Consider the following 20,228-nt stretch of genomic DNA (forward strand, 5'->3'; position numbering starts at 1 on the left):
ACACAGCGATCATAGAACGTCTCCCCTGCCCTGGTCAGTTCCACCCGTCTGGTCGAGCGGATGAAGAGCGCACAGCCAAGCTCCCGTTCCAGTGCCATCACGTGATTGCTGAGCGCCGGCTGGGCAATCCGCACCCTCGCTGCCGCCCGGCCGAAGTGCAGTTCCTCGGCCACGGCTTTGAAATACGAGAGTTGGCGGAGTTCCATAGATTGCCTCCGACGCACGTGCCATTTTATTGCAACGGTGCCTCGCAAAAGATAAGTTGGAGTGTCCTAGCACACGTAAATTGTGTTTTCAATAAACAACGTTCTAAAAACGAAAGTTTTCATGCTCAAACCACCTCAATGTCGCGCTGCAAGAGCGCTGTTGGACTGGACCCAGAATGATCTTGCTGGACGAACAGCCATAAGTGCAGTGTCGATCCGTAGCTTCGAGAAGGGCGGCGAAATGCGTGAGAGCAATCTCCGGCTTTTGAGACTGACATTCGAAGCTGCGGGGATCGTCTTTGAAGACGAAGGAGAAATGGTGCCAGGTGGCATTGGAGTGCGGCTTCGCTCAACCGACGAGAATACCCAACCAGAGGGATAGGTGAAATTTCGTACCGAACACATCGGTTACATCTTCCGCTTTTTAGCGGGAGGCGTTGATGCCGTGGAAAGATCTCGGTGATGGAGAAACGTCTACTGCAAATATTCGAGGTACTCCCTACGACCATTGATGTTTGACTGCTTGACAGCGGCGATCATCTGTAGAAAGTCTCCGTTTAGTGCGGGTGTAGCTCAATGGTAGAGCAGCAGCTTCCCAAGCTGAATACGAGGGTTCGATTCCCTTCACCCGCTCCAGCGACATGGAAGATAGGCGCCTTTCGTTTCCCAGCCTGCCTCTAGGCCAACTTGAGCACTGGTACGAGCCTGGTGCGGTTTGTCCCCTGTGCAGCCATGGCAAAGATTTGGATCGCTATGAATTCGTGCGACTTATCTAAGCGTCGCGTCGCCGCTCGACTATTTTCAACCCTTTTTCATATTTGCTTGTATCCGATCCAATGCTTTTGGCCTGTGCAAGATTGTCCCTGAGATCTGCGACCTTCACAGGACGGGCGAGGGGGTTGCTCAAGGCCCGCATGATGAATTCGTCATCGCTCTCCTCGGGGCGTCTGGTTAATGCATCGACAGCCTCGATGATCGTGGAGCTGAAGCCCTCTTCCCGTAATCGATCCAGCGTCCAGCCGGGTCCCTTCTCGACCACGTCATGCAAATACGCGACGACGCGTTCGTCCTCATCCTCAACGGCATCAGCGACGCGCTTGCAATGCAGGAAATAAGGCCCGCCGGCTTTGTCGGTCTGTCCCGCGTGCGCCCTGCCTGCGATTTTTGCCGCATGCAGAAGGTCTAGCTGGTCGTCATGTTCATTAGTCGATTCTCGCCCACCTGCTGTCATGCAATTCCTCCCTGCCAGCCGCAGCGTCATTTTTCTGACCGCTCCAGCAGAATACGGGCCTCCTCGAAACGGCGCTTTCGGTCGCCGTCCGGCTCGTTCGGCGAATAGCATGTGGTTGATACACAGAAGCGAACGAGGTGATGAGGTTTGTCGACTTTGTCGAACTCGCATGAGAACGCGTCGGTCATTTCGGCGGGCGTGGTGCCCTCGCGAGTAGAGTAGGTCATCCTCACTCCCGGCGGTTTCAGTTCCGGGAAGGACTGAACAGTACCGATCGCAAGTTTGCTCACCATGAAGAAGCCTCTGGCGACGGATTGACAAGTTGCCTCGAGTTCACGCGACTGCGCGAATGCGGAGGCAGGGAACATGAGAAGAAGGGATAGAACTAGGGTGTTTCGCAAGTGGTCGCCTCCGCCTGTTAACGGGAGGCCGACAAATCCTCCCTATGCATAACGGATCGGAACATCCGAGAGTTCCCGTCGTTCCGTTGTCTGCGGCTGAAGAACGCCCACCCCCCGACGATCGGTTCGCCTTAAAGCGGCGCGAACTGCACAGCAGAGCATCGTGCAGACTGCAATTGGGCCGCTTCTGGGAGCTGTCGCAATCCTGTAGCGCCGACATCAGGGAAATGAACGGCGTCGATCCGTCCGTCGTCGTGCATGCTTCGGAACACTCCGATGCCTTGGCCGTTTAGCCTCCAGTCCAACATTAGAGGAGACGATCCATGGATTGGAACCGAATCGAAGGAAATTGGAAGCAGATGAAAGGCAAGATCAAGGAGCAGTGGGGCGAACTCACCGATGATGATCTTGATCAGATTGCCGGGAAGCGTGATCAGCTGGAGGGCAAAATCCAGGAGCGTTACGGGATCCAGCGCGATCGTGCGCGGCGCGATATTGACGACTGGTACAACCGCCAAACCTGGCACTGATTGACAGCGAGCCCGGAAGTCTATTCCGGGCTTCTACCCTCTTTGTGGAAAGTCGATCTTGGTCATGTAGCCGCGGCTCACGAGCTGCTGTGGCCCCTCGTAGCAGATTGACTTCGCGTAAGTGAAATCAATCTCACCTTCCCGGTGAAGGACATCCATCATTTTCTGATAGTGCTCTGACGAATTAAAGTGCTGTTTGCCCTCGACCGCTTCGCTTATCTTCGCCTTGTAGTTCGTAAAGAATTTGAAGTGCAAAATCGCACCCCAGACTGATGGGAAATTCCGGCCATAGGGCAGTGGCTGGTGAAGGCTGCTTCCAAAAAGGCATGCTCCGTCCCAGTAGATCAGAGGGTATTTGATAAGCTCGTTGTTTTCTCCGAATTTTCTGCCCCGCGGACCGCCTCTGACGCTGACGCCTCGCTTCTTTATCCTCGCAACATAACTGTCGCCATCAAAATACCGCGAGAACTGCCACGGCTTGTCGACGGAAGAAGGCATCGCGTCGAATTCACTCAGCTTGGGGTACATATCCAGCATCGGCGCCGCCATCCGCTTTAGATTTTGACCTTCAAGCATGCGTATAAGTGATGACAATGGCTGGTTGAAGCAATCGTCGTAGACAAGGAATTCGTCGGAATCGACATTCAGATACCATCGATCCAGACCATATCTGGAGAAGAGGCTTTCCCTCCAGTTTCGGCCGCGCCTTGCCTCGCCAAATCGCACCGGCGAGGTCCAAAGGTCGACGTCTGGTTCATTCAAGAGAGCCTCTCTTGTGCCGTCGGTCGAAACATCGTCAACGCAGATAAACCGCGTCACTCCCAGCTGGCGATAGTGCTGGATGAAAGCAAATAAAAGAGCGATGTCGTTATGTGTGACGAAAATAAGCGGCACGTCCGTCGCCGCCAGGGGCCGAATCTCGCGAATAGGCTGGATGATCGTCTCAGCCCGACTGCGCCTCTCGCGGCGGGTCACCCGAAATGTGTCATAGCCCGTCCGCAGACGATCAAGGAAGGAACGTGTAAGGTTCGGCGCGCCAGGGGGAAATGGATAGTTCATGAGACGGACGCAAGGCCTCCTAGAATATCCAAAACAGCTTATAGCGCGTCTTGCGGCGCGCATCGTTCCAGCACATCCTGAAAAACTTTGCTTTCGTCAAAAGACCCGCCGGTGGCAATTTGTCGACCAGCCGATAGCAGCCGAGGGTGTATATCAATCGTTGAGAGAGCTTGTCCCGAAATCCTTTTGCCCCATACTTTTGCTCGGAACCCGATCCTTCCCTGAAGTCAAAAGTAGCATCGGAGACATAGGCCACCAGGTCGCGAACCACAAATTCCGACAGGACATAGGAAGCGACGCCCCAGGGATTGCCCAGCTCACGCCAGCGCGCCATTAGCGTATCGACTGCCCGTGACCTGAACATGCCGTAAATCCACTCGGATGGAAATGTCAGGTTGCGTGGTACGCGACCCTGTGCATACGACTGCTGAAAGTTGAATATATTGGCTGCCGGATGCTTGAGCTTGAAGCCGTTGGCGTTGAAGGTCTTTGTCGGGCAGGCGGCGAGTAGCTTTGTTTCATCGGCATCGAGGGCGTCGACCAACTTTTTCAAGAAATCCCGGGACGAAAGATCGTCTGCTGCCCTGAGGCAAAAATACTCTGCCGCTTCCGCGCCAAGCTTTATTGCTTTGGCGAAATTGTCCTCGGCAGTAAGATGGGTTTCGTTTGAAATGATGGAAAAACGAGCATCTTCCTCACAGAAGCGCTGCGCCACCTCTAATGTTTTGTCCGTCGAGCAGTTGTTGAGAATTACGGCGCGGAAATCGCCGAAGTCCTGATCCTTAATGGACTGCAAGCTCTCTCGAAGAGTAGCCGCTCCGTTGTAGACCGGAAACACAACAACAACCCTGGCATTCATCGACAGCATCCCACGACGCTCAGATCAATCGAGAAGACGATAGATGCTGCGCGGACGGCAGCCGCTTCTAGTTCAGGTCCTGATTTATCCTCTTTGCGTTCAAATGCAACGATGCCGTAGTCCCGTTATCGCTTTTCGCCATACCTCCTTGATGTGGCATGCTGAATTGATGCCGCAAAAACCCTTTAGTTGACAATCGTCTAATAAACATAGTTAATTTTTAACTATTCTCCGATACTACGGGAACGCATACGACCTCTTGGTCGTTGTCGGCATGATCAGGAGGAGTAGCAGAATGCTTTTGAAGATTTTCACGGCGAAGCGCGAAATCCGGGACAATGGCGATACCGGTACATACGCGGACGGCTACCATGCCCCCGAGATGGTCGTTGCGTCGCGGCGTGATGACGATCGTGCGTCCTACGAACGCGACTATGGCCGTGGCCGTAAAGTAGAGCAGGTTCCACTCGGGTTTAGCTGAGCTTCATTTTTAAATTCTGGCCAGGTGCGCTTCGGGCCTGCAGCAAGGTCGTGGCTGCTGTTTGAAGTGCCATAATCGAAAGGGCGGCTTCGAGCCGCCCTTCGTTCTTCTGTCGTTTTTCACGAGGTCAGAATTCCGTCCAGTCGGCGTCATCGCGTGTGACGGAAGGTGCACTGCCGGCACCGAAGGCGCTTGCAAGCTTCTGACCAAGTGCTCGAGCCGGCGAGTTGGAGGCGCGCGTGACCCCTGGAGTGGCGATGCGAACTGGCGCCTTTCTGCCAGCTATTGGCGGCGTGGGTGAGCGGGGCGGGGAATGGATCGGAGCGCTCTGCAGCGGCGCGGCGGCAACGGTCGCGCTGACGCCAGCGGCGCTGGAGAGCTTGAACTGGTCAAGCAGATTGTTCAGCGTCGCCGCTTCCGTCGCGAGCTTGTGGCTCGCCGCCGTGCTTTCCTCGACCATAGCCGCATTCTTTTGCGTGCCCTGGTCCATGGTGTTCACGGCCGTGTTGATCTCGTGCAGGCCGGTCGATTGCTCGCGGGCGGCTTCCACGATCGCATCGACGTGTTCATTGATTTCCTGGACCTCATGAACGATTGCATCCAGCGCCCTGCCGGTTTCGGCGACAAGGGATACGCCAGTCTGCACATGATCCCTGGATGTCATGATCAGTGACTTGATCTCCCTGGCGGCGTTGGCGGATCGTTGCGCGAGTTCGCGCACTTCCTGGGCAACGACAGCAAAGCCCTTCCCTGCTTCGCCGGCGCGGGCGGCTTCGACGCCGGCGTTGAGGGCAAGAAGGTTCGTCTGGAAGGCAATGTCATCGATGACCCCGATGATGTTGCCAATCTCCGCGGAAGACTGCTCGATCTGCTGCATGGCGTTGACTGCCTTGCGCACGACCTGGCCGGACTTTTCCGCGCCGGCGCGCGTGCGCGCCACCAGCCCTCGTGCTTCTTCGGCGCGTCTTGCGGCACCCTTCACCGTAGTGGTGATTTCCTCGAGAGCTGCGGCCGTTTCCTCGATAGACGCCGCCTGCTGCTCCGTCCGCTTCGAAAGCTCGTCCGCCGAGGAACGAATCTCGCTTGCGCCAGCGGAGATCGTGCGGGCGTTGGCGCCGACCGTCTGCATGGTGTCGTTCAGCCGCTGGATCGAGTTGTTGAAATCCTGTCGCAGGACGTCGAGATCGCCAACGAAAGCCGTGTCGATCCGTGATGCGAGGTCGCCGGCCGCCAGCCGGCGCAAGCCGTCGCCAAGCGCGCCGACAGCACGCGAAAGGTCAGCGGCTTCGGTTGCGCGTTGCGCTTCGCGTTCGCGGCGTTCGCTGTCGCCGAGAGTGCGGCTCTTTTCGGCTTCACCCTCAAGGCGGATGCGTTCAATTGCGTTGTCGCGGAAGACGGCAACGGCGCCGGCCATCTGGCCAACCTCGTCGCGCCGGTCAAGGCCGTCGACGGCGCTTTGTGTATCGCCCTGGGCGAGTTGTGCCATCCGGTCGCGCAAACTGGCCATCGGAGCCGCGATCCCCGCCTGAGCAACCCACACCGAAAGGCCGAGCGCGCCAACTACGGCGAGCCCGATCAGTGCGAAACAAAGAGTAATTCGCTCGTTGACGGTAGCCGAAAGCGCGTCGCCGCCATCGTTCAGCAATGCCATCAACGCATCATTGTTGGCGATCATCTTCGGAGTGACTGTGTCAAGCTTGGCATTGAGGGTGCTGGCCGCGAGCTGTGCGCCGGCGCTGTCCTTTGCCTTGACGAGATCGACGATCTTGCGGGAAAGCACCTCCATTTCACCAATGTCGACGAGGATGTCATCAATCGCCTGCTTGCGGCTCGGAACCAAGGCTGCTGCCTTTTCCAGACGTTCGCGCGCCTGAGGCAGCTTGTTCGGCGTTGCGACCGCCGTGTCGAAAGCCGGCGTCTCTGGTTTGAGGCTGGCGATCAACGTCGTTTGAAGCACGCCTGCGTTGGCCGATGCGCTGGCGCGCGATGCCAGCATGGCGGCCAAAGCCTCGTGATCGATGAAGGCGCTGTAGGTGGCGTCCGCGCCGCGGAATTCGCCGATGACATAAACAAGGCCACTGAGCGCGATCGCCCCGAGAAGCGCGACGACAGATATGATCTTTGTCCGGATTGTGAGGTTCTTCAGCATGGATGTGTCCAGTCGCTTGATCCGGCCGATGGCCGGCTGGCTAATGAAGCATTTTTGAGAGGCAGGGCATGTCGCAGGATACGGCATGGTGGGATGCCCGGAAGGCTCGACATGCGCATCATGCATTCGGCCCGTGAGCCGGCGTCGTCCCGCCGAATAGAAAGGAACATTGCTTAATGTGCCCCTAACGCCTGGCGGCTGTCCCGGGAAAAAATTGGGTTCTGCTGCCCAGGGCTGAGTAGCGTCTGGTGCGGCGCAACTTCTCACTGGTCCTGAGCGGAGTATGCCTCTGGTATTGCATCGGTGGCGGTGCGGCATGCCGGTTTGCACGATCATCCAAGAGCGCACGGAGTATTGACCCCGTCGGCGCGTATTCCCCGATACGAATGACTCTGATACATCGTTTCAAGAATGACCGTGCAGCTTTTCCCCGAGGTCGATCATAATGGTGCAATTAAAACTAGCATCTCTTATTCTTAAGGGGCTCCGCGGCGTTTGGTTGTCTCTCGTTGTGTTTTCTTGCCCGTTCTCGTTGTCGGCCCAGCAGATGGCGCCAAACCTGCCACTGCTATTCGATTCCAGGGAGCGGCTAGCAAAGCCGGATCTTTCGTCGCTCGTGCGCCTGCGTTTTCTGACGACGATCGATTTTCCGCCGTTCAACTTTACGGACCAGAACGGAAAGCTTGCGGGCTTCAACATCGATCTGGCCCGCGAGATCTGCAACGAACTTGAGATCGCAAGCAAATGCCAGATTCAGGCGCTGCCGTTCGCCGACCTGAAAGTTGCGCTGGCGGCATCGCAAGGCGACGCGGTGATCGCGGGAATTGCCGTGAGCGAAGAGCTCCGGCAGCAGTTCGCCTTCTCTCGTCCCTATCTGATGCTGCCGGCTCGCTTTGTTCGAAATCTGAAAGCTCCCATCAAGGGGGAAGATTCAAGCGCTCTCGCCGACCATTCGGTCGGCGTCGTCAAGGCGACGGCGCACGAGGCGATGCTGGCGGCCTATTTCCCAAAAGTGAAGGCCGTCTCTTTCGATAGCAAGGATACTCTTTTGGCGGCATTGAAGGATGGCAAGGTGGAGGCCGCCTTCGCGGATTCTCTCCAGCTTTCGTTCTGGGTTTCGTCGCAGGCTTCGGCGAAATGCTGCGCGCTGTTCGATGGGCCTTATCTTTCCGAGAAGTTTCTTGGTGAAGGCATGACAATCATGCTGCGTGAGAAGGACGATGTCCTGACCGCAGCGCTGGATCACGCCCTTGCGGCGCTGTCGCGAAACGGCCGCCTGCAGGAAATCTATCTGCGGTATTTCCCGTATGGGTTATATTAGGCCCTTCTGGTTTCAATTTAACCAGGACAGATTCTATCCTTTTCGAAAGCGGGCGATCGCGCTGCGTTCGATAGCGGCGCAGGTCAGCTTGTCGAGGCCGAGGCGGTCGCGCAGCAGGCTGAGCAGCCGCAGTTCTTCCGCCTTGACCGAGAGGTCGGCCGAGGCAACTTCGACAGCGAGCGCATAGGCCGTGTCGTAAAGGCGTGAAGGCAGTGTGTCCTTGACGGTTTCAAGCACGATGTCGAGCCCCTCAGGGCCGGCGAGCAGCGCCGCGCAGTCGCGCGCAACAGAAATCAGCTTTTCGTCGTCGAAATCACGGAAGACCGGCAGAAAGCCGATCAATTGGCCGATCCGCTCCATCTCGCGATCGTTCATCGTGCTGTCGACGGCGGATGCCATTACCATCACGTAGATCAGTGCGTCATGGGCGGAAAGCGGCTTGTTCATATCTCAATGACCCCTCTTGCATGAGCCAAGAGTCTAGGAACTGACCGGCGACATTACAAGCCGTCAGGCGGCAGAGCGGCAGGTAGATTCTCAAGGGCGTCGGTTTGCGGGACGCTACGAGGGTCATCACCATAGATGCCCTTGCCTGCCTGTTTTGCCATCTCGCCAGCCTCGGCAAGGGCCGATCCTTTTTCTGCCTCTGCCCAGCCGTTTTCAACCAGCCACCGCGAAATGTCCTGCGTGCCGATCCGGCAGGCGGTTGTCACCGTGCCGGTCCATTCGGCGCTGTCGAGATCGCAGCGGACGGTCCTCAAGCGAAGAAACAGTCGCACATTGGTTTTTGCGAGCATCCCGCATGGCCATTCCCGCCCCTTGCTGTCGGTGCATGTTTTGTCCGCTGGCGTGGGATTGATGCCGGCAAGCTGCAGGCGGCGGTCGCCAAACGCAAGCACCCCCGCGCTTTCGGCGATCGGACGAACGAGGTACTCGCCCTTGTCTTCGGTTGCCTTTACCGGCTGTTCTGGCTCTACCGCCGCGATGCGCTCGAGGGGTTTGCCGTTGATAGCGGCAGGGTAGAACTGGCTGGCATCGTCGACGCGTCTGGCACGCATACTGGCCTCGGAATTTTTCGCCGGTTGAGCAACTGGCGCGGGAGGCACGTTAATTTCTACCGGGGCTGCCGTTTCCACCGGATCGATGGGCAAGGCAAGCCTTTGTCTGCCCGCTGCGATCAGGCCGGCAACCGCTCCGATTCCTGCAATAGCCGTCAGAAGGGCCGCAGGACGCATGGAATATCTTCCTACTGGCTGGCCCAGATGATCCGAGCGATCCAATCGACATCGGAAAGCTCGATCGTCCGGTTCGGATGTTCAGGGTTGAGCGACATCAATTCGATCGATCGGGGGCTCTGGCGCAACAGCACCTTGGCCATCACCTCGCCTTCGCGGGTCTTGACAACGACGCGGTCGTTGCGGCGAACTTGCGCGCCCGGCTCGACGATCAAAACGTCGCCGTCACGGTAAAGTGGCATCATGCTCTCGCCCTGGACCTCAAGCGCATAGACGCCCGCTTTCTGCGAGGGCGCCGCGGGAAACTCCACCACGTCCCAGCCTTGCCCAGCCGGAAAGCCGCCATCATCAAAGAAACCGCCGGCTCCAGCCTGTGCAAAGCCGAGCAGCGGGATCGAGCTGCCGTGCCGCGGGATGGCACCGTCCGGAAGGCTGGAAAAACTGCTTTTCGGGCGCATGAAGGTCAGGAACTGCTCCATGCTGGCGCCCGTCGCATCAAGCACCTTGGCGATCGACTCGGTCGACGGCCACCGCAATCGCCCATCGGCAGAGAGCCGCTTGGACTTGTTGAAGGAGGTCGGGTCGAGCCCCGCCCGCCGGGCAAGACCAGATGGCGTCAGGGCATGCCGTTCGGCAAGCCGGTCGATCGCGCCCCAGATCTGCTCGTGTGACAGCATGTCGCCTGATTCCTGCGCCATCCTTCAACGACGAAATTTTAACCGCAAGCCCTGCGGGAGTAAAGAGAAGAAAGGAATAAAATCCTGCCTCTGCTTCAGGCGACCATGGCCATGTTGATCTTGCCGAGCTGTATGACCGCTTGAGTGCGGCTGTCGACATTGAGCTTGAGGAGGATCGCCGAGACATGTGCCTTGATCGTCGCCTCGGAAACGCCGAGCTCGTAGGCAATCTGCTTGTTGAGGAGGCCTTCCGCCAACATCGTCAGGACACGGCTTTGCTGCGGTGTCAGCGTGTGCAACCGGTGGATCAGGTCTGCCACATCTGGGTCCTGTTCCTGTCCGTCACGATAGCTTTCGGGGGTCGCGATATCGCCGGCGAGAACCGTCTGTATGCCGCGGCGAATTTCGTCGATACCTGAGGACTTGGATATGAAGCCGGAGGCGCCGAGTTCCAGGGCCCGGCGTATCGTAGTCGCGTCATCGGTCGCCGAGATAATAACGATCGGCAGGCCGGCATATTCGGAGCGAAGCGCCATCAGGCCGGAGAAACCGCTGACGCCCGGCATCGAAAGATCGAGCAACATCAGGTCCGCTTCAGGGTGCTTCCCGGCAGCCACCCGTGCCGCAGCAAAATCGCCGGCCTCGACGATAGCAGGGTGGCCTTCCATGCCGATCACTGCCTGGCGAAGCGCATCCCGAAAAAGCGGATGGTCGTCGGCAATGATGATTGTCTGTTCCTGCATCGATAACTCCCTCCCAAGAGCTCGATCGCTGCGTCATGCCGCGCTCTCCCACGCGATACATGCCGCCATTCTGATATGACTATACCAAATCATGTCTTTTGCGGAAGGGCGTTGCGCTCCTCTTCGCTTTGGAATTCCTTGACTATCCCCATGAAGCTGCGCATCCAGCGTTCCATGATGCTGATCGAGCGATCGATTTCGGCGTCCGAGGGCAGGGCCTTGTTGACGATGCTTTTGTTCTCCAGCGCCGTGACGCGGGCCGAAAGCCGGTCGAGTTCCTGCTCGTAGGCCGCCCGCTCGTCGGCTGCCATCCTGCAGACGAGGGCGCCATCCTTCTCCTCGCAAAGCGACATGGCGCCGGTCTGCTTGTCGAGGCGTATGAAGTGATCGCCGCTGCGCTCCAGCTGGAAGCGCGACGAATCGGCTTCGGCTGCAGGAACGCCGAACGGCAGGAGAAGCGCGAAAAGGGCAATTGTGGCATTTCTCATGGTTTCCTCCGGAAATCTCGATAGCCGCCGCATTTTTCGCGGCAAGGCGTGGACATCGCCGCCGCTTTGCGGCAAAGCCCCGGAAAGACCAGCCATACGAGGCCATCATGACCCTGACACCCACGCTTTACAAGATCGTGACGGAAACGCTCTGGCAGGAGGCGAAGGCAGCCGGCGTCTTTAGAGGGGCTCCGATCGACCTTGCCGACGGTTACATCCACTTCTCGACCGTCACACAGGTCAGGCAGACGGCAGCACTCTATTTTGCCGGCCAGGAGGGGCTTCTGCTCGTTGCCGTCGATAGCAGCAAGTTCGGCGACGAGCTCGTTTTCGAGCCTTCGCGCGGCGGCGCTCTCTTTCCGCATCTCTACTCCGAACTGCCGCTGTCAGCGGTGTTGTGGGAGGCGCCGCTGCCCCTCGACGTCGCCGGCGAGCTTATCTTTCCGGACCTTCAGCCATGATCGACCTTTTCAAGCATGCCGCCCGCAAGGGCCTGTTCCTCTTCGATCCCGAGACGGCGCACGGCATGTCGATCGCCGCACTGAAGGCCGGTGCTGTGCCGGCCTGCCGGATCGCGCCGGATCCGCGCCTGCGGCAGAATGTCGCCGGGCTCGATTTCATCAACCCGATCGGCATGGCGGCGGGCTACGACAAGAACGCCGAGGTTCCCGAGGCGTTGCTGAAGATCGGCTTCGGCTTCACCGAGATCGGCACCGTGACGCCGAAGCCGCAGCCCGGCAATCCGCGCCCGCGTATCTTCCGGCTGGTCGAGGATGAAGGCGTCATCAATCGCCTCGGCTTCAACAACGAAGGCCACGACGCCGCCTTGGCGCGGCTTTCGACCATTCGCGGCAACGGCATGATTGGCGTCAACATCGGCGCCAACAAGGACAGCGAAGACCGCATCGGCGACTACGTCCTTGGCATCCGGCGGTTCTATTCCGTCGCCCGCTATTTTACCGCCAACATTTCATCGCCGAACACGCCGGGCCTTCGCGATCTGCAAGCGCGTAAAAGCCTTGCTGCGCTTTTGTCGGCCGTGCTTGCGGCCCGCGATGCCGAGGCCGAGAAGGCAGGCAGAAAGATCCCGGTCTTCCTGAAGATCGCGCCCGATCTGACGGAAGGGGGGCTGGACGATATCGCCGCCGAAGCGCTGTCGCATGCTCTGGATGGTCTGATCGTCTCGAACACCACGCTTTCCCGCGAGGGCCTCAGGGACCACCGTCAGGCTAAGGAGGCGGGCGGACTTTCCGGCAAGCCGCTCTTCGAAAAATCGACCGCCGTTCTCGCCAAGATGCGCAAGCGCGTCGGCCCGAGCCTGCCGATCGTCGGCGTCGGCGGTGTCTCGTCGGCTGAAACGGCGCTCGAAAAAATCAAGGCCGGTGCCGATCTCGTGCAGCTCTATTCCTGCATGGTCTATGAGGGGCCTGGCCTGCCGGGCACGATCATTCGCGGCCTCTCAAAGCTGCTCGATCGCGAGCAGGTGAAATCCATCCGGGATCTTAGGGATACGCGGACGGATTACTGGGCGGCGCGGAACGTCTGATCCGCCCGCGGCCGCACCAGCATTGCCAGGAAAACACCGCGAAACAGCAGGAAGCCGTTCATCGCCAACCATAGGCCATGGTTGCCGAACAGCGGCACGAACACGGCCAACGCTATCAGATAGCCGGCAAACGACATCAGCATTCGGTTGCGCATGTCGGTCGACCAGGTGGCGCCGATGAATACGCCGTCCATCAGGAAGGCGAGCGCGCCGGTAAGTCCGGTGACAGCTGCCCAGGGCAGGTAGATTTGGGCGGCCTGCTGCACCTCCGGCGAGGTGGTCAAGACTGAAATCAACCATGGACCGGCCAGCAGGAAGAACACCGAAATCATGCCGGCAAGCCCGAACGACCAGAGCGCCGTTAGCTTCAGGCCACGGTCGAACGCCGGCCGGTAGCGTGCACCGATCGCCCGTCCGGTGATCTGCTCTGCCGCGTTGGCGAGTCCATCGAGATAATATCCGGAGAGCAGGAAGAAGTTCATCAACACGGCGTTAGCGGCAAGTGTGACCGCTCCGAAGCTGGTGCCGATCCGTGTCATGACGGTAAAGGCGGCGAGCAGCACGAAGGTCCGGATGAGAATGTCGCGATTCAACGCAAACAATTCGGCCAAGTCGTGCCGCGAGAAGATCTCCGCACGTGTCGGCCGGTTGGCGCGGTCGAAGCTGCTGAGGACGATCAGCAGACCGACGACGGCGCCGGCCGTCTCGCCGACCATAGTGCCCCAGGCGACGCCCGCCACGCCCCAGTCGAGCCAGAGGCCGAGCAGGATCGCCAGAACGATGTTGATGCCGTTGATGATCGTCTGCAGCAACAGGCCGATGCTACCCTGGCCGCGGCCGAGGACGAAGCCGAGGATCGCGTAATTGGCAAGCGCTGCCGGGCCGCAAAGAATGCGGATGGAGAAGTAAGTGCTGGTAGCGGCTGCAACAGCGCTCTCCGGTCCCATCAGCTTCAGTCCTGCCGCTAGAAGCAGCGGCGAAGACAGAAAAGTGCAACCCCGCAACCGAGCGCCGAGATCAGCGCCCGCCAGAAAACGCCTTGTTGAGCATGCCGGTCGCGCCGCCCGAAGGCTTGCGCCGTCAATCCCGTGGTGGAGGCGCGCAGAAAATTGAAGCTGCCTAGGATCAGATCAAACAGCATGGCGCCGATCGCAAGCCCCGCCAGCGCATCCGGCTGACCCATGTGGCCGACGACGCCCGTGTCGACGAGACCGAGTAGCGGCGTCGTGATGAAGCCGAGCGTCATCGGAATCGCGATGGACAACACCAGCCGGTGCGTCACGTCGAAGGCCAGCCTGTTATCGTGACCATAAGTATCCATGTCTGCCTCTGAGATCTGAGGCGGGAATCGCCTCAGCCGGAGAGCACCATGGACCAGTAGGGGACGTTTCTGGAAGCGGAATTGCGCGCCACCGCTACGCCGAGACCATTATAGCGACCAAGCATGTTCTCCAGGTGGTGCGGAGAATTGATCCAGGCGGTCACGACTGCAGGCACCGACTGCTGGCCGGCTGCAATGTTTTCGGCAGCTGGCATCTGTACTCCGCTTGCCTTGACGCGCGGCGCGAAACCGTCGCCGATGCCCATCACGTGCTTCATCTTGCCGGCCGATGCCATGCGCTTCGCCTGGAACATCGCCGCATCCTTGGCCGCGGGATCTGCCGAAAGCGGCGGCAATCCGTTCTTGGCGCGCAACTGGTTGACGAGCGGCAGGGCGTCCGCCGTTTCGTCTTCGCCGTCAGAAGGCGTGGAAGAGAACTTGGTCGCCGTGGTGCAGCTTGCAACGCCCGCGACCAAAACGAGACCGGACAGGTGCAGCAGGCCGCGCCGCGAGAGGAAGAGAGAGGTCATGTTATCGCCGATAGCTGAAGAGACGGATGATGAGGAAGACGGGGATAACCACGGTTGCGCCAAGCAGCAGGTAATCGCCGACACGTCCCAAAGCGGCAAAGCCGCGATGCCAGACTTCCAGAACGAAATTGCGGATGCCGTAGACGAAATCGAGCGGCGCCCAGCCGAACACGGCCATGATGAAGCCGACGATCAACGATACGACCAAAAGCTTGACCAACGTGCGGCCGAGGGAATCGCCGAGAAACTTGTTCACCTGATCGGACATGCACCATCTCCTGTCTATGCCTGAAATACGGGCGCGAATCGCCGCTCGCAAGCGTTTTTCAGGTCTGGCGCCTCCGCCTCTGAAATAGGACTTGAGTTTTTTTGTGGCCGCAGCCAAATGCGGGCCGATCCCAACAGGTCTTGACCATGCAGCCCAACCAGCTCACTTCAGGCGATGTGATCGCCGACCGCCGCGCCGATTATGCCAAGATGCTCGACGAAAGCGGTGAACCGAATGCTGCCGCCGAACTGATGGAACAGGCGCTGGAGCTGGCGCCGCGCTGGGGGGCCGGCTGGTATCGGCTGGCGGGCTACCGCGAGAAGGCAGGAAACAAGGACGGCGCGATCGAGGCCTATCGGCAGACGTTGGAGGTCAGCCCGGACGATATCTTTGGTGCCGAGCTCAAGCTCGCGCTGCTCGGGGATCTCGCAACGCCCGACCAGCCGCCAAGCAGCTATGTCGAGCGACTGTTCGACGACTATGCCGATCGCTTCGAGGCGTCGCTGGTGGAGAAACTGGATTATAGCGTTCCGGCCAAGCTTGCAGCACTCGTTGCGACAACCGGCAGGAATTATATGCTGGCCGTGGACCTCGGTTGCGGCACCGGCTTGCTGGGACCGGAAATCCGTGATCGGGTTGCGCGTCTCGAGGGGTTCGACCTGTCACAGAACATGCTTGCCAAGGCAGCCGAGAAGAATGTCTACGATCATCTGGCACAGGCCGACCTGTCGCTGGCTCCGGAGGCGACGGGTCTCTTTGCAGAAGGCGCGGTGCAGCGCGCCGACCTCATAACCGCAGCCGACGTGCTGATGTATCTCGGAAATCTAGAGAGCGTCTTCGAGGCTGTTTCCGCGCTTGTCATGCCAGGTGCCGATTTTGCATTTTCGGTCGAGGATGCTGGCGAGGGCGATGGCTTCCATCTTGCGCAGTCACTGCGCTACGCCCATTCGGAAATCTACGTCCGCGCACTTTGCATCCGCCATGGCCTCGAGATCGTCGCGGTCAGCAAGACTCCTATTCGCAAAGATGGCGCAAACATCGTTTCAGGCATTCTGTTCCTTACGCGCAAGGCGGCTTAGCGGAACGATTCTTGCGAAGTGATAATAGGTCAGCATTGCTTACGCATTTTGCTTGATCGCGCTGCAAAAACACTGATAATGTTGGCGAATTCAGTAGGGATGCCCTCAGGATTTTGAGGGGCCTGACATCATTTATCACCGACATTTCGTCACGCTCGGGTCTCGCCGGGGCGCATTTGAACATGTCTGCCTTTTGGGATCGACAATAATGGCACAGCTCTTCAACGCTCTCGGGTTCTGGAACACCAGCGCCACCCGTCACACCCCGATCGAAGATGTTCAAGGGATTTTCTCGGGCAGCCTCGTTGCGGCACTCGGGCTCTATGTTCTGGCAAGCGCCGGTCTGCTGACCGGCAGCACCGCCGGCATCGCGTTCCTGCTCCACTATGCCCTTGGCGTGAACTTTGGTCTCGCCTTCTTCCTGCTCAACCTGCCATTCTTTTATCTCTCGTGGACGCGACTGGGCGTGGCCTTCACGATCAAGACCTTTATCGCGATCGGTCTGACATCCCTGATGACCAGCCTGCAGCCAAAGGTCATGGACATTTCCGCCATCCATTCGGCCTGGGCAGCACTTCTCGGCGGCTTGCTGCTGGGCTTCGGTCTTCTGGCGCTCTATCGCCATCGCGCCAGTCTCGGTGGGGTCGGCATTCTCGGCATCTACATGCAGGAGCGTTTCGGCATCCGTGCCGGCCTCGTGCAGATGGCGATCGACCTTTGCGTGCTGGCTGCAGCTTTCTTCGTCACCACTCCGCCGGTGGTCATCTATTCGGTTCTCGGCGCGGTAGTGCTGAACCTCTTCGTGGCCATCAACCACCGCGCCGATCGCTATATTGCGCTTTAGGCAGCCTGTGCCGGCTTGTCGATTGGGTGCTGTGATCGGAAGCCGACGGCGAGCCGGTTCCAGACATTGATCGTGCCGATGGCGACCGTGATCTTGGTGATCTCTTCTTCGGAGAAGTGGGCCTTCAGGGCTTCGAAATCGGCGTCCGGCGCGCCCGTTTCAGCGATACGGGTCACCGCATCGACCCAACCGAGCAGGGCGCGCTCCTTGGCGTCATAGACCGGGGATTCCCGCCAGACGCACATCAGGTTGATCCACTGTTCGCTGAGCCCGTCGTGCCTGGCTTCCTTCACGTGCATATCGACGCAATAGGCGCAGCCGTTGATCTGCGAGGCGCGTAGCTTGATCAGGTGGATGAAACGGCGCTCGAGGCCGGAGCCCTGAACATATTGCTCGAGGGCGGCAACGGCCTTGTAAGCGTCCGGCGATGCCTTGGCGAAGTTGAAACGTGTTTGCATAGTTCATTCTCCTTTTGGTTTTTGGCGCTCAGCGAGCCGCTCTGCGTTCATTCATTTCAAGGAAGGCGCAGCCGCGGGCGGCGATGCCGCCGTCATCATCAGCAGCGAGCTGCGCCAGAATGTCGGCGATGCTGGTCTTGGCGAGTTCTGCGCGATAGACGCGCTCGGCCTTCAGCATCGCCGCGCTGATCTGGCAGGGTTTGGTGAAATAGCGCCCCGGCAGCTGGTTCGGCCCACGCTGGCGGATTTCGCTGCAACGGAACGCCGGCTCCGGTCCTTCGACCGCGAGCACGATGTCGAGGAGGCTGATGTCTTCCGTAGGCTTCGCCAATTTGTATCCGCCCTTCGGCCCGGGAACGGGGTTTACGATCCCGGCACCGGAGAGCGCCTGCAGGTGCTTCAAAAGATAGCTCGTAGAAACCCCGTGAAACTCCGCCAGGGCGGCGGCTGAAAGCACGCCCCCTTCTGACAGACCGGCCAGCATCGCGACGCTGTGTATCGCCTGCTCGACGCCATCACCTAGTTTCATCGGACAATCTCCTCATATCGTGGATAAAAAATATCCATGATTATGATCTATGTCAAGACGGCGTATGAAAGGGATCGAATAGAAAGGGCGACGCACACGTCTGGGGTTGTGAAGCAGCAAGGATTCGCTAAAGTCGAGTTGTTGGGCAAAAATAATTCCAATAAGGGAACAGCAATGAGAAAGACCATTTTCCTGGCTGCCGCAGCCTTGCTTGCGGCGACGCATCTCGCCTCGGCCGAGGACACGATCCGCATCGCAACTGAGGGCGCCTATCCTCCCTTCAACTACGTCGAATCCGACGGTAGCCTGAAGGGCCTTGACGTCGACATGGCCAATGCGCTCTGTGAAGAGATGAAGGCCAAGTGCACGATCGTTGCGCAGGACTGGGATGGCATCATCCCCGGGCTTCTAGCCAAGAAGTATGATGCCATCATCGCCTCGATGAGCATCACCGAGGAACGCAAGAAGCAGATCGACTTCACGAACAAGTACTACACGACGCCGCTGGCGATCGCCGTGCCGAAGGACAGCCCGCTCAAGGGCGTCACGGTCGACGACATGAAGGGCAAGGTCGTCGGTGCGCAGGCATCGACTACGCAAGCCGACTACGCCAACGACGTCTACGCCAAGGGCGGTGCTGAAGCAAAGATGTATCCGACGCAGGACGAAGCCGTCGCCGACCTGCAGAACGGCCGCATGGACGCCCTGATCTCCGACAAGTTCGTGGTGGTCGACTGGCTGAACAAGGCCGGCAAGGATTGCTGCAAGCTGCTCGGCGACGTCCCCGGCACGGAAACGCAGGCCGGCATCGGCATCCGCCAGGGCGAGACCGAACTTAAGGAGCGCTTCAACAAGGCAATCGATGCGCTCGTCGCCAACGGGAAGTATCAGCAGATCACCAAGAAGTACTTCCCCTTCGACATTTATTGATCGCCTGTCGATCCAACCGCGTGGAGGCCAAAAGCCTCCGCGCCTTTGATCAAGTCCATCCCATGAAAACAGATATTCTCGTTCTTGGTGCCGGCATTGTCGGCGTCAGCGCCGCCATTCATTTGCAGGATCGCGGCCGCTTGGTCGTACTTGCCGACCGCGGCGAGCCGGGCGGCGGCACTAGCTACGGCAATGCCGGGCTGATCGAGCGCTCCTCCGTCGTTCCATACGCCTTTCCGCGGCAGCTCGGCGCCATTGCCAAATATGCGCTGAACGGCTCATCGGATGTCCGTTATGATCCGGCCTACCTGCCGCGCATCGCCGCGTGGCTGGCGCGCTACTGGTGGCATTCGTCGCCTGCCAATCTAGAAAAGGCGACACGCGCGCTACTGCCGTTGATCGAGGCCAGCGTGACGGAACATGACAAACTGATTGGCCGCGCCGGCGCCTCGGATCTCATCCGCGCACGCGGCTGGGTGTCGTTCTATAAGAACCCGCGCCGGTTCGACGCTGCGCGTGCAGAAGCCGAAGGCCTCTCTGCTCATGGTCTGGGGATCCGCGTTCTCGACGCCAGCGAGTTTCTGGCGCTGGAGCCCGCCTTTGCCGCGCGCGGCAGCGGTATCGCCGGCGGCGTGCACTGGCTCGACCCAAAGACTGTCACCGACCCGCAGGCGCTGACGGCAGCCTATGCAAAGCTCTTCACAGCGGCTGGAGGCGCGATCGTCCGGGCCGACGCCTCGGCACTGCGCGAAGAGAAGAACGGCTGGTCGATCGTCACCAATGAAGGCAAGATTATCGAAGCCGGCGAGATCGTCGTCGCCCTCGGTCCGCAATCCGGCCTGATCTTCCGCAAGCTCGGCTATCGGTTGCCGCTGGCAGTCAAGCGCGGCTACCACCGGCACTATGCGCAGCGCGAAGGCCAACCGCTCGGCCATTCCGTCGTTGACGAGGAAGCAGGCTACGTGCTGGCGCCGATGGCCCGCGGCATACGGCTGACGACGGGCATCGAATTCGCTGCGCCCGATGCGCCGCCGAATACCATCCAACTACGCCGCGATGAGAAACATGCTCGTACGCTCTTTCCGCTCGGCGAGCCGATAGAGGCGACGCCCTGGCTCGGCCTGCGTCCCTGCCTGCCTGATATGCGCCCGGTAATTGGTCCGGCGCCGCGCCATCGCGGCCTCTGGTTCAATTTCGGCCACGCTCATCACGGACTGACGCTCGGCCCGGCAAGCGGCCGGCTGCTGGCGGAGCAGATGGCAGGCAACGACCCCTTCGCCGATCCCAAGCCATTCCATCCGCATCGCTTCCTGTAGCGGATAGATCTGGCATTCTATTTCGGC

General features: G+C 59.4%; 24 protein-coding genes, 1 tRNA gene and 1 pseudogene. 10 read left to right on the forward strand and 16 right to left on the reverse strand.

The genetic code is table 11. The features are described from left to right. On the reverse strand, positions 1-206 hold a 206-nt coding region (locus BN77_RS06725), incomplete at its 3' end, for a LysR family transcriptional regulator (protein ID WP_040676825.1). Positions 207-768: 562 nt separating this feature from the next. On the opposite strand from BN77_RS06725, the gene BN77_RS06735 reads away from it, so the two are divergent. After that, positions 769-842 (forward strand) — tRNA-Gly (locus BN77_RS06735). Positions 843-978: 136 nt separating this feature from the next. On the opposite strand, the gene BN77_RS06740 is transcribed toward BN77_RS06735, so the two are convergent. Both BN77_RS06740 and BN77_RS06745 read right to left on the reverse strand, forming a co-directional pair. Next, a complete protein-coding gene (locus tag BN77_RS06740) occupies positions 979-1,437 on the reverse strand; it encodes an HD domain-containing protein (RefSeq protein ID WP_007529820.1) in 459 nt (152 codons plus the stop codon). A 26-nt stretch (positions 1,438-1,463) separates the two neighbouring features. After that, a complete protein-coding gene (locus tag BN77_RS06745) occupies positions 1,464-1,805 on the reverse strand; it encodes a hypothetical protein (protein ID WP_085989833.1) in 342 nt (113 codons plus the stop codon). A 356-nt stretch (positions 1,806-2,161) separates the two neighbouring features. Here BN77_RS06745 and BN77_RS06750 point away from each other — a divergent pair, with 356 nt between their 5' ends. Further along, the gene (locus BN77_RS06750) at positions 2,162-2,368 is read left to right on the forward strand and encodes a CsbD family protein (RefSeq protein ID WP_040676831.1); all 207 of its coding nucleotides are present in this window, start codon (positions 2,162-2,164) and stop codon (positions 2,366-2,368) included. Between the two features lie 33 nt (positions 2,369-2,401). Here the strand turns inward: BN77_RS06750 and BN77_RS06755 are convergent, their stop codons facing one another. Together BN77_RS06755 and BN77_RS06760 are read right to left on the reverse strand one after the other, a co-directional pair. After that, positions 2,402-3,427 carry a glycosyltransferase family 2 protein gene (locus BN77_RS06755; RefSeq protein ID WP_007529825.1) on the reverse strand — a complete coding sequence of 342 codons (1,026 nt, stop codon included), beginning with the start codon at positions 3,425-3,427 and terminating at the stop codon, positions 2,402-2,404. A 19-nt stretch (positions 3,428-3,446) separates the two neighbouring features. Continuing rightward, positions 3,447-4,286, reverse strand: a complete 840-nt coding sequence (locus BN77_RS06760) for a glycosyltransferase family 2 protein (protein WP_007529826.1) — start codon at positions 4,284-4,286, stop codon at positions 3,447-3,449. A gap of 295 nt (positions 4,287-4,581) precedes the next feature. Here BN77_RS06760 and BN77_RS06765 point away from each other — a divergent pair, with 295 nt between their 5' ends. Next, a complete protein-coding gene (locus BN77_RS06765) occupies positions 4,582-4,767 on the forward strand; it encodes a hypothetical protein (protein ID WP_007529827.1) in 186 nt (61 codons plus the stop codon). A gap of 127 nt (positions 4,768-4,894) precedes the next feature. On the opposite strand, the gene BN77_RS06770 is transcribed toward BN77_RS06765, so the two are convergent. Beyond that, on the reverse strand, positions 4,895-6,916 hold the full coding sequence (locus tag BN77_RS06770) for a methyl-accepting chemotaxis protein (RefSeq protein WP_007529828.1): 2,022 nt from the start codon (positions 6,914-6,916) through the stop codon (positions 4,895-4,897). A 445-nt stretch (positions 6,917-7,361) separates the two neighbouring features. On the opposite strand from BN77_RS06770, the gene BN77_RS06775 reads away from it, so the two are divergent. Continuing rightward, positions 7,362-8,237, forward strand: a complete 876-nt coding sequence (locus tag BN77_RS06775; RefSeq protein WP_040676832.1) for a transporter substrate-binding domain-containing protein — start codon at positions 7,362-7,364, stop codon at positions 8,235-8,237. A 33-nt stretch (positions 8,238-8,270) separates the two neighbouring features. On the opposite strand, the gene BN77_RS06780 is transcribed toward BN77_RS06775, so the two are convergent. From BN77_RS06780 to BN77_RS06800, 5 genes are all read right to left on the reverse strand, one after another. Then, entirely contained in the window at positions 8,271-8,684 is a 414-nt protein-coding gene (locus BN77_RS06780) for a tellurite resistance TerB family protein (RefSeq protein WP_007529830.1), read from the reverse strand. 53 nt (positions 8,685-8,737) lie between these two features. Then, positions 8,738-9,472 (reverse strand): thermonuclease family protein, encoded by a 735-nt coding sequence (locus tag BN77_RS06785; protein WP_007529836.1) that lies wholly within the window; start codon positions 9,470-9,472, stop codon positions 8,738-8,740. An 11-nt stretch (positions 9,473-9,483) separates the two neighbouring features. Then, on the reverse strand, positions 9,484-10,149 hold the full coding sequence (locus BN77_RS06790; RefSeq protein WP_040677611.1) for a S24 family peptidase: 666 nt from the start codon (positions 10,147-10,149) through the stop codon (positions 9,484-9,486). A 95-nt stretch (positions 10,150-10,244) separates the two neighbouring features. Further along, positions 10,245-10,892, reverse strand: a complete 648-nt coding sequence (locus BN77_RS06795) for a response regulator (RefSeq protein WP_007529840.1) — start codon at positions 10,890-10,892, stop codon at positions 10,245-10,247. 89 nt (positions 10,893-10,981) lie between these two features. Further along, positions 10,982-11,380, reverse strand: a complete 399-nt coding sequence (locus BN77_RS06800) for a hypothetical protein (protein WP_007529842.1) — start codon at positions 11,378-11,380, stop codon at positions 10,982-10,984. Between the two features lie 107 nt (positions 11,381-11,487). On the opposite strand from BN77_RS06800, the gene BN77_RS06805 reads away from it, so the two are divergent. Both BN77_RS06805 and BN77_RS06810 read left to right on the forward strand, forming a co-directional pair. Then, a complete protein-coding gene (locus tag BN77_RS06805; protein WP_007529843.1) occupies positions 11,488-11,841 on the forward strand; it encodes a DUF952 domain-containing protein in 354 nt (117 codons plus the stop codon). Then, positions 11,838-12,926 carry a quinone-dependent dihydroorotate dehydrogenase gene (locus BN77_RS06810; protein ID WP_007529844.1) on the forward strand — a complete coding sequence of 363 codons (1,089 nt, stop codon included), beginning with the start codon at positions 11,838-11,840 and terminating at the stop codon, positions 12,924-12,926. Before BN77_RS06805 ends, BN77_RS06810 begins: the two co-directional genes overlap by 4 nt. Here BN77_RS06810 and BN77_RS06815 read toward each other — a convergent pair. From BN77_RS06815 to BN77_RS06825, 3 genes and pseudogenes are all read right to left on the reverse strand, one after another. Further along, positions 12,902-14,247, reverse strand: a pseudogene (locus tag BN77_RS06815) (MATE family efflux transporter). The gene BN77_RS06810 and the pseudogene BN77_RS06815 overlap by 25 nt on opposite strands. 32 nt (positions 14,248-14,279) lie before the next feature. After that, on the reverse strand, positions 14,280-14,777 hold the full coding sequence (locus BN77_RS06820) for a CAP domain-containing protein (protein WP_007529845.1): 498 nt from the start codon (positions 14,775-14,777) through the stop codon (positions 14,280-14,282). Between the two features lies 1 nt (position 14,778). After that, a complete protein-coding gene (locus BN77_RS06825) occupies positions 14,779-15,045 on the reverse strand; it encodes a DUF6460 domain-containing protein (protein ID WP_007529846.1) in 267 nt (88 codons plus the stop codon). 146 nt (positions 15,046-15,191) lie between these two features. Between BN77_RS06825 and BN77_RS06830 the strand changes: the two genes are divergently transcribed. Together BN77_RS06830 and BN77_RS06835 are read left to right on the forward strand one after the other, a co-directional pair. Beyond that, positions 15,192-16,124, forward strand: coding sequence for a class I SAM-dependent methyltransferase (locus tag BN77_RS06830; protein WP_007529848.1), 933 nt, complete (start codon positions 15,192-15,194; stop codon positions 16,122-16,124). Positions 16,125-16,332: 208 nt separating this feature from the next. Beyond that, positions 16,333-16,968 carry a YitT family protein gene (locus BN77_RS06835; protein WP_007529850.1) on the forward strand — a complete coding sequence of 212 codons (636 nt, stop codon included), beginning with the start codon at positions 16,333-16,335 and terminating at the stop codon, positions 16,966-16,968. On the opposite strand, the gene BN77_RS06840 is transcribed toward BN77_RS06835, so the two are convergent. Continuing rightward, a complete protein-coding gene (locus tag BN77_RS06840) occupies positions 16,965-17,426 on the reverse strand; it encodes a carboxymuconolactone decarboxylase family protein (protein WP_007529852.1) in 462 nt (153 codons plus the stop codon). The genes BN77_RS06835 and BN77_RS06840 overlap by 4 nt on opposite strands. A 28-nt stretch (positions 17,427-17,454) precedes the next feature. Then, on the reverse strand, positions 17,455-17,955 hold the full coding sequence (locus BN77_RS06845) for an RrF2 family transcriptional regulator (protein ID WP_007529854.1): 501 nt from the start codon (positions 17,953-17,955) through the stop codon (positions 17,455-17,457). A 174-nt stretch (positions 17,956-18,129) separates the two neighbouring features. Here BN77_RS06845 and BN77_RS06850 point away from each other — a divergent pair, with 174 nt between their 5' ends. Then, positions 18,130-18,885, forward strand: a complete 756-nt coding sequence (locus BN77_RS06850) for an ABC transporter substrate-binding protein (protein ID WP_007529856.1) — start codon at positions 18,130-18,132, stop codon at positions 18,883-18,885. 62 nt (positions 18,886-18,947) lie between these two features. Continuing rightward, positions 18,948-20,201 (forward strand): NAD(P)/FAD-dependent oxidoreductase, encoded by a 1,254-nt coding sequence (locus tag BN77_RS06855; protein ID WP_040677613.1) that lies wholly within the window; start codon positions 18,948-18,950, stop codon positions 20,199-20,201. The last annotated feature ends 27 nt before the right edge of the window (positions 20,202-20,228 follow it).

The organism is Rhizobium mesoamericanum STM3625, from assembly GCF_000312665.1.
GTDB classification, from domain to species: Bacteria; Pseudomonadota; Alphaproteobacteria; order Rhizobiales; family Rhizobiaceae; genus Rhizobium; species Rhizobium mesoamericanum.